We start from the raw sequence: 7,500 nt of genomic DNA, 5'->3' as shown, positions 1-7,500 counted from the left end.
CGCAGATCGGAACGATGAAGCTGACCGAGGAAATCGACGCGATGCGCACGATCGGCGTGTCGCCAATGGAGGCCCTGGTCGTACCGCGCGTCCTCGCGGCGGTGTTCATGATGCCGTTGCTCGGTTTCTATTCCGCTTTGATCGCGATCATGGGCGGCGGCCTGTTGTGCTGGATCACGCTCGACATCCCTCCGGTCACCTACATCCAGCGCATTCGCGAGGTCGTGCCGATGAGCGACGTCTATGTCGGGTTGATCAAGGCGCCGGTATTCGGCGCGATCATCGCCATCGCCGGGTGCTTCCAGGGCATGTTGGTCGAAGCCGATGCCGAACAGGTCGGGCTGCGTACCACCGCGGCGGTCGTCCAGGGCATCTTCCTGGTGATCGTGCTCGATGCCTTCTTCGCGGTATTCTTTTCGTCGGTCGGATGGATTTGATGGCGGACGACGACATCGTCATCCGCGTCCGCGGGTTGAAAAACAGTTTTGGCGAGCAGGTCGTGCATGAAGGGCTCGATCTCGACGTCCGGCGCGGCGAGATAATGGGCGTGGTCGGCGGATCGGGCACCGGCAAATCGGTGCTGATGCGGTCGATCATCGGCTTGCAGGTGCCCGATGAGGGCGAGATCACGGTGTTCGGCGAGCCGACGATCGATCTCGAGGAAAATGAGGCGGTCGAGATTCGCAAGCGCTGGGGCGTGCTGTTCCAGGGCGGCGCGCTGTTCTCGACGCTGACCGTCGCCGAGAATGTCGAAGTGCCGATCAAGGAATTCTATCCGGGTCTGAATCCCGCGCTGCTAGACGAGATTGCGTCGTATAAAGTGGTGATGACCGGCCTCCCCGCCGATGCCGGGCCCAAATATCCGGCCGAGCTGTCGGGCGGTATGCGCAAGCGTGCCGGCCTCGCCCGCGCGCTGGCGCTCGATCCGGAATTGCTGTTCCTCGACGAGCCCACCGCGGGCCTCGATCCGATCGGTGCCGCGGCGTTCGACGAGCTGACCTTGTCGCTGCAGCGGACGATGGGGCTGACCGTGTTCCTGATCACGCACGATCTCGACTCGCTTTATGCGATCTGCGACCGTGTCGCGGTGCTCGCCGACAAGAAAGTGATCGCGGTCGGCACCATCGACGAACTGATCGCGTTGGATCATCCGTGGATCGAGGAATATTTCAAGGGGCCCCGCGGCCGCGCGGCGGTCGCGACGCAAGAAGCGGGCACGGGCAAGGCAGGGGCTGACTGATGGAAACGCGTTCCAATCATGTGCTGGTCGGCGGGGTCGTGTTGATCCTGCTCGCCGTGCTCGCCTTGTTCATGGTGTGGATCTCGCGCTTCGGCGCCGAGGGCAAGCGCGAATACGATATCCTGTTCAAGCAATCGGTCGACGGGCTGGCCAAGGGGTCGGCGGTCAATTTCTCGGGCGTGCCGATCGGCCAGGTCAAGGACATCAAGCTCGACGCCAAGTCCCCCGAATTCGTCCGGGTGCGCGTGTCGGTCGACGACAAGACGCCGATCCTGCTCGGCACCACCGCGGCAATCCAGGGCAGCTTCACCGGTCCGTCGACCGTCCAGCTTGACGGTGCGCAGGCCGGCCGCCCGCTGATCGACTGCTCGAACAGCGCCTGCCCGTTGGGCGTGCCGCTGATCCCGGCCAAGCCCGGCGGCCTCGGTGCGCTCCTGTCCAACGCGCCGCAATTGCTCGAGCGGCTGACGACGCTGACCGAGCGGCTGACCGCCTTGCTCAGCGACCGTAACCAGGCGTCGATCGCCGGTATCCTCGACAACACCAACAGGCTCAGCAAGGCGCTGTCCGATCGCGGGCCGGAAATCGCCGCGACCCTGGCCGAGACCCGCATCGCGATTCAAAAGGCAGGCATAGCGTCGCAGCAGATCGGCGAACTGGCAGCGACGACCAACGGACTGCTCGCCAATGACGTCAAGCCGACCCTGGGCAATCTGAACAAGGCGGTCGCATCCGCGCAGAAGTCGATGGACACGCTGGATGCCGCGATCGGCGACGCACGACCAGGCCTGCAGAGCTTCTCCAAACAGACCATTCCCGAGCTTGGACAGCTGATCCACGACCTGCGCCAGATGTCGCAGTCACTGTCGTCGGTCGCCGACAAGGTCGATCGCGGCGGTGCCGGATCGATCGTCGGCAGCCCGAAGCTCCCCGATTACAAGGGCAAGTGAGATGACGAAACGCCTTCTTCCCCTGCTCCTGGCCCTATTGCCGGCTCTGCCGCTGGCGGGCTGCCTCAGCTTTGGTGGCAAGCCGCCCAAAGTGCTGCTGACGATCAATTCGACAGCGGCGTTGCCGGTCGGATCGACGCAGAATTCGGCGAGCGCCAAGACCGTGACGATCCAGGTCCCGGTGGTGCCGCAATCGCTGGCGGTCGCGCGCGTGCCGGTGCAGACTGGCGACCAGCTCGCCTATGTGACCGATGTCGCCTGGGTCGAAGCGCCGCAACGGCTGTTCGCGCGGCTGATGTCGGACACGATCGCCGCCAAGACCGGCCGCGTCGTGCTGACCCCGGCACAGTCGTTCAGCGACCCGGGCGCGCGCCTGTCGGGCGAGCTGCGCAATTTCGGGATCGACGGCAGCACGCACGAAGCGGTCGTGTCGTTCGAAGGTTCGCTGATCAGGAGCGATGCGGGCAAGGTCGAGAAGAAGAAGTTCGAGGCCCGCGTGCCGGTAGCCCAGATCGACGCCAATTCGGTCGGCCCCGCGCTCAACCAGGCCGCCAATCAGGTCGCCGGCGAAGTCGCCGATTGGGTTGGCAGCTGAGCGCGCTCGTCAGGTCTTGCGGCGAACCGGAACCGGTACGTTGCAGATATCGGCCCCGCCGGCGGGCACGGTGAAGAACGGCGGTTCTCGGTTTTCGCGGGCGTGAAGGTAACGCGCGAAATCGGGGCTCGCAGGCGCGAGATATTCGAAATGCGGGCGCTCGCCCGCTGGTAAGGCGCTCGCCAGCCGTGCGCTGACGATCGGGGTCGGCTTCTGACCGTCGCCATAGAAGCCGAGCTTGCCGGTGCCGCGTTCGAGCGAGGACAAAGCATCGATCCCCTCGATCACGCGCCCGACCAAAGCGATGTTGCGGTCGAGCGCGCGCGGCGCATGGCCGATCACCGCGTAGAGCTCGGCGCTGCTGCCGACCGATGGCGCGAGATCGCGGCCGACGCCGACCATCGCATAGCAATGCGTCAGCCAGCTGCGCTTGCCGTCGGACGCGACCGGCCAGCCATCGGCGGTGAAGCCTGCGATCGACGCGAAGCTGTCGGGCCGGGTCATGCGCACCACCGGCAGGCCCCCTGCCCGCGTATATTCGCTGGGCCCGCTATCGGCGATGCCCTCGGGCAGTTTCTTCTTCTCGGTGACGTCGCCCCATTGCGCGACGTAATTGTCCTGGATGCGATAGACGCTGGTGTCGTCCCACCATTTCTTATTCGCGAGAATGCGCATCCGCGCGACGTGCCGGGGCGCGAAAGCGGGCGCGAGCTGGACGATCACCTTGCGACCGTTGGCGAGCGTGAAGATCAGGATGTCGTCGTCCGCGATCGTCCGCCACGAAGCGGCCGGCGCCTTGTTGGCGATCTCGGTCGGCGACAGCGGCGGTTTGGCCGCGGGCTTCTTTTGGGGAGCGGCGGCGGGCTGGCCGGCGAGCATGAGAGCGAGCGAGAGCAGGATCGGCATGGACCGGAAGCTGCCACAGCCCCGGCCGATCCGGCAAGCGCTTGCGTGGACGCGCAGGTATCTCTAGGGGCGACGCTTCCCGGCAATGCGGAGCGGTGGCCGAGTGGTCGAAGGCGCTCGCCTGGAAAGTGAGTATACGTCAAAAGCGTATCGAGGGTTCGAATCCCTCCCGCTCCGCCACTTGCGCCCTCCTCTGGGCTCCCCAGAACACCCGTACCTCCTAAAGTCCCTCAGAACTTTTGGATTTCACCGTCCCATCGGATTTTACTCAATCCTACCTCTTCCCACCACAATGTGGCGGGAAAAATGGAGGGCATTTCGGCGATGGCCGTCATTCTGAATCTGGAGGTTAGCGCACAGGAAGGTACTGGTTCCGCTAGACCATACTTCCACGGCATCTGAGCGGCGCAGCACGAGGTTGCCGTCCGGCTGGAACGAAGCGAACGCGGTGCCGCTGCCCGATCGCGGTCGCGGTCGCGGTCGACATGAGCGTCTGTCCCGGTCGTGGTCTATCTGCGCGAGCGCGCAGCCCGCCGCGTGCGTTGGAAAAGTCAGTCTCAAATCGGATCGAATCAGGTCACGAAGTGTCGCTTGGCGAGGGTTCGAGTCCGAGCTTGGGAACGATTTTTGGGGTGGGATCGCGGAGGGGCCACGGGTCGCTAGTACGAGCTGAAGGGCGTGCTCATGGGCAGCGGCGACCGAATCTCGCGGCACTATTACGACCCGCACGAACTCATGCAGGCATAAGTGGGACAAGCGACAATCGCATATATCTGGCGTGGGGGGCCGCCTGCGTCGCGCACGCGCCCATGTTCTTCAATCGGCCGGCATTCGACCTAGCGAGTGCGGTACCGCCCACCTTCACACTCATGCCCGAAGGCGGCATATATGATGCGTTGAAGCAGGACTATGCGGCGATGTCGGGCAGCCTCATGAGAGCGGCGCCTCCATGTCGCCCCACCGTCTTCGGCAGGCAAACTTGTCAGACGCCCCGCGCAACGGCCGTCGGGATCATCATGATATTGTCAGCGGGGTGTGGTCCGAACTGCCTGGCTCGAATGTGACCTCGGCGTTCGACCTCAGCTGACAGGCCCTTGATCCATCGAGGCTGATCCCGCGTCGCTCCGGTCACCGCCTGGTGGCAGTCTCTCCGATCCGCCGGCCAACGACGCGCCAGGTTTTTCGTCTACGAAAAAGTGGGAAGCTGCCCATGCCAGGCCGTGGGACCGATTGTGGTTTATCCACGCAACCGCCGGGAACATTACCTCTTCAATAGCGCGCCCGGCAGATCGCCAGGGATGCCAGAGGAAATGGAAGAGGATCCCTTGATGGCGGCGATCAGTGCGGAACGTAATGCGGTTGCTGTCGTGGCGACCGAACCCGAGACACAGTCGTCCGAACAGAATTTCAGGTTCTACGACAACCGCCAGAAATATCTGATGTTCGTCAACACCTGCTCCGAGAAGTGGGTCGTCGCCGAGCGCGTTGCCCGCGAGCTCAAGAAACTGAAGCCAGCGCCGCCCGCGGTGCGCTTCTTCGACGCCGGCATGGGCGACGGCACGGTGCTGGCGCGGGTGATGCGCTCGATGCACGAAGCCTATCCGCGCTTTCCCTTCCTCATCGCCGGCAAGGAAATCAGCCTCGAGGACGTCCGCCTGACGCTCGACAAGATGCCCGATCGCTTCTTCGAACACCCGGAGACGGTGCTGGCGCTGACCAACATTTCCTATGCCGAAGCGCCAAATCTGATGCCGACCAAGCCCGAGGCGCGTGCCGGGATGACGTGGAAGGCCGTGGCGCTCAAGGGCAACACCACCGCCGAGTTCGAGCGCCAGATCCTTGAACTGCAGCCGTTTTTGGCACGGAATTGGAAGACCAGGGTCTCCGAGAAAACCGGCAGCCTGATTCCCGAGACGCCGACGACGCTGATCCTCTATCGCGAGGATTGCGCGTTCATGCTCGCCGACGTGATCCCGCAAAAGGACCAGCCGGTCGCCGACTACGATCTGGTCATCGCCAGCCAGCCGTTCCGCCTGAGCGCCGCGACCGACTTCAAGGCCAAGCGTGTACTCGCCCCGCTCGCCCGCGCATTGCGTCCCAACGGCCGACTGCTCGGCATCCACTCCGCTGGCAACGATCCCGGGCTTGAGATCGTCCAGATCGTCTGGCCGGGCGAAGATCCGTTCACTACCTCGCGTCACGCGCTGCTCGAAGCGACCAAGCAGGCAATGGGCGCAGACGCCGGCAATTTCCGCTTCGATGCGCTGCCCAGCTCGGAGGCCCTGTTCCGCTACGAGATGCACACGCTGCCCGACGAGATCGACAGCGAAAGCGCCTCGATCGGCACCTCGACTTTGCTGGCCGCCTGGAATGCCGCGACCTATGTCGCGCAAATCGATGACGAGCGCCTCGGCGAAGCGATGAGCAAGCCCCTCTATCTCGAAGCCACCCGCAAGGTGCTGCGCAAGAACGGCGAGCTCTGGTTCAACGACGAGAGCTACGTGATCAGCCGCAATCCGACTGCGGCGTGAACCATCCGAAATATTTGTAAAAGGGAGAGCCTGATGGCCCGCGACACCTATCTCTTTACCTCCGAATCGGTCTCCGAAGGCCATCCCGACAAGGTTTCCGACCAGATCAGCGACGCGATCGTCGATCTGTTCCTCGCCAAGGATCCCGAGGCGCGAATCGGGTGCGAGACGCTCACCACAACGCAATTGGTCGTCCTTGCCGGCGAGATTCGCGGCAAGGGGATCATGGACGAAGCCGGCAATTGGGCACCGGGCGTCCAGGAAGAGGTCGAGCAAACCGTCCGCGATACCGTCCGCAAGATTGGTTATGAGCAGGACGGTTTCCACTGGAAGACTTTGCGCTTCGAGAACAACCTTCACCCGCAATCGGCGCATATCGCGCAAGGCGTGGATGCCTGCGGCAACAAGGACGAAGGCGCCGGCGACCAGGGGATGATGTTCGGCTTCGCTTGCGACGAAACGCCCGATCTGATGCCGGCCACGCTATATTATTCGCACCGCATCCTCCATCGCATGGCCGCCGATCGCCATGCCGGCGCGGCGCCGTTCCTCGAGCCCGATGCCAAGAGCCAGGTCACGCTTCGCTTCGAGGACGGCAAGCCGGTCGCGGCAACCGCGATCGTCGTCTCGACCCAGCATGCCAAAGGCTATGACGAAGGCGACAAGCAGGACGAACTGCATGCCTATGTGAAGACGGTCGTCGCCGACCTGCTCCCTGCGGAATTGCTCAGCGACGAAACGGCCTATCATATCAACCCGACCGGCAGTTTCGAGATCGGCGGCCCCGATGGCGACGCCGGCCTGACCGGGCGCAAGATCATCGTCGACACCTATGGCGGTGCGGCTCCGCACGGCGGCGGCGCCTTCTCGGGCAAGGACCCGACCAAGGTCGACCGCTCGGCGGCATATATCACGCGCTACCTCGCCAAGAACATCGTCGCGGCCGGCCTCGCCAAGCGCTGCACGATCCAGCTGGCCTATGCGATCGGCGTCTCCGAACCGCTGTCGCTCTATGTCGACACGCACGGCACCGGCGTGGTCGGCGACGACAAGATCGAGGCGGCTATCCAGGGCATCGAGAAGCTCGGCGGCATGACCCCGCGCGGTATCCGTACGCATCTCGGCCTGAACAAGCCGATCTATGCGCGCACTGCGGCATACGGCCATTTCGGCCGTGACCCCGATGGCGACTTCTTCCCGTGGGAACGCACCGATCTGGTCGACGATCTCAAGGCCGCACTGGCCGCCTGAACCGCAATTTTTCGAGGAATAGATTTA

Annotated in this window: 7 protein-coding genes and 1 tRNA gene (1 of these 8 only partly in view); 7 read left to right on the top strand and 1 reads right to left on the bottom strand. The window is 63.9% G+C overall.

The window, feature by feature from the left end:
* The 4 genes in view from SMA01S_RS15940 to SMA01S_RS15925 are tightly spaced (at most 1 nt apart) and all read left to right on the top strand, a layout consistent with a single transcriptional unit that may run on beyond the window.
* On the top strand, window positions 1-437 hold the 3' end of the coding sequence (locus tag SMA01S_RS15940; RefSeq protein WP_066824535.1) for an ABC transporter permease. The gene continues 679 nt to the left of window position 1, outside the view; the window shows 437 of its 1,116 coding nt (coding positions 680-1,116); its start codon lies off the left edge, out of view; its stop codon occupies window positions 435-437.
* A complete protein-coding gene (locus SMA01S_RS15935; RefSeq protein WP_084250368.1) occupies window positions 437-1,240 on the top strand; it encodes an ABC transporter ATP-binding protein in 804 nt (267 codons plus the stop codon). The genes SMA01S_RS15940 and SMA01S_RS15935 overlap by 1 nt, the downstream gene beginning before the upstream one ends.
* A complete protein-coding gene (locus SMA01S_RS15930) occupies window positions 1,240-2,190 on the top strand; it encodes an MlaD family protein (RefSeq protein ID WP_066824529.1) in 951 nt (316 codons plus the stop codon). The genes SMA01S_RS15935 and SMA01S_RS15930 overlap by 1 nt, the downstream gene beginning before the upstream one ends.
* A 1-nt stretch (window position 2,191) precedes the next feature.
* A complete protein-coding gene (locus SMA01S_RS15925; RefSeq protein ID WP_066824525.1) occupies window positions 2,192-2,785 on the top strand; it encodes an ABC-type transport auxiliary lipoprotein family protein in 594 nt (197 codons plus the stop codon).
* Between the two features lie 9 nt (window positions 2,786-2,794).
* Here the strand turns inward: SMA01S_RS15925 and SMA01S_RS15920 are convergent, their stop codons facing one another.
* Complete coding sequence (locus SMA01S_RS15920) at window positions 2,795-3,691, bottom strand: peptidylprolyl isomerase (protein WP_066824522.1); 897 nt, start codon at window positions 3,689-3,691, stop codon at window positions 2,795-2,797.
* Window positions 3,692-3,780: 89 nt separating this feature from the next.
* On the opposite strand from SMA01S_RS15920, the gene SMA01S_RS15915 reads away from it, so the two are divergent.
* The 3 genes from SMA01S_RS15915 to metK all read left to right on the top strand — a co-directional run bounded on the left by SMA01S_RS15915 (window position 3,781) and on the right by metK (window position 7,473).
* Window positions 3,781-3,871, top strand: a tRNA-Ser gene (locus SMA01S_RS15915).
* 1,148 nt (window positions 3,872-5,019) lie between these two features.
* A complete protein-coding gene (locus SMA01S_RS15910; RefSeq protein WP_157093979.1) occupies window positions 5,020-6,222 on the top strand; it encodes a hypothetical protein in 1,203 nt (400 codons plus the stop codon).
* Between the two features lie 33 nt (window positions 6,223-6,255).
* Complete coding sequence (gene metK, locus SMA01S_RS15905) at window positions 6,256-7,473, top strand: methionine adenosyltransferase (protein ID WP_066824516.1); 1,218 nt, start codon at window positions 6,256-6,258, stop codon at window positions 7,471-7,473.
* Window positions 7,474-7,500: the final 27 nt, after the last annotated feature.

The organism is Sphingomonas mali NBRC 15500, from assembly GCF_001598415.1.
GTDB lineage: Bacteria > Pseudomonadota > Alphaproteobacteria > Sphingomonadales > Sphingomonadaceae > Sphingomonas > Sphingomonas mali.
The sequence above is the reverse complement of the archived record's forward strand: the minus strand, read 5'-3'. Positions and strand labels throughout refer to the sequence as shown.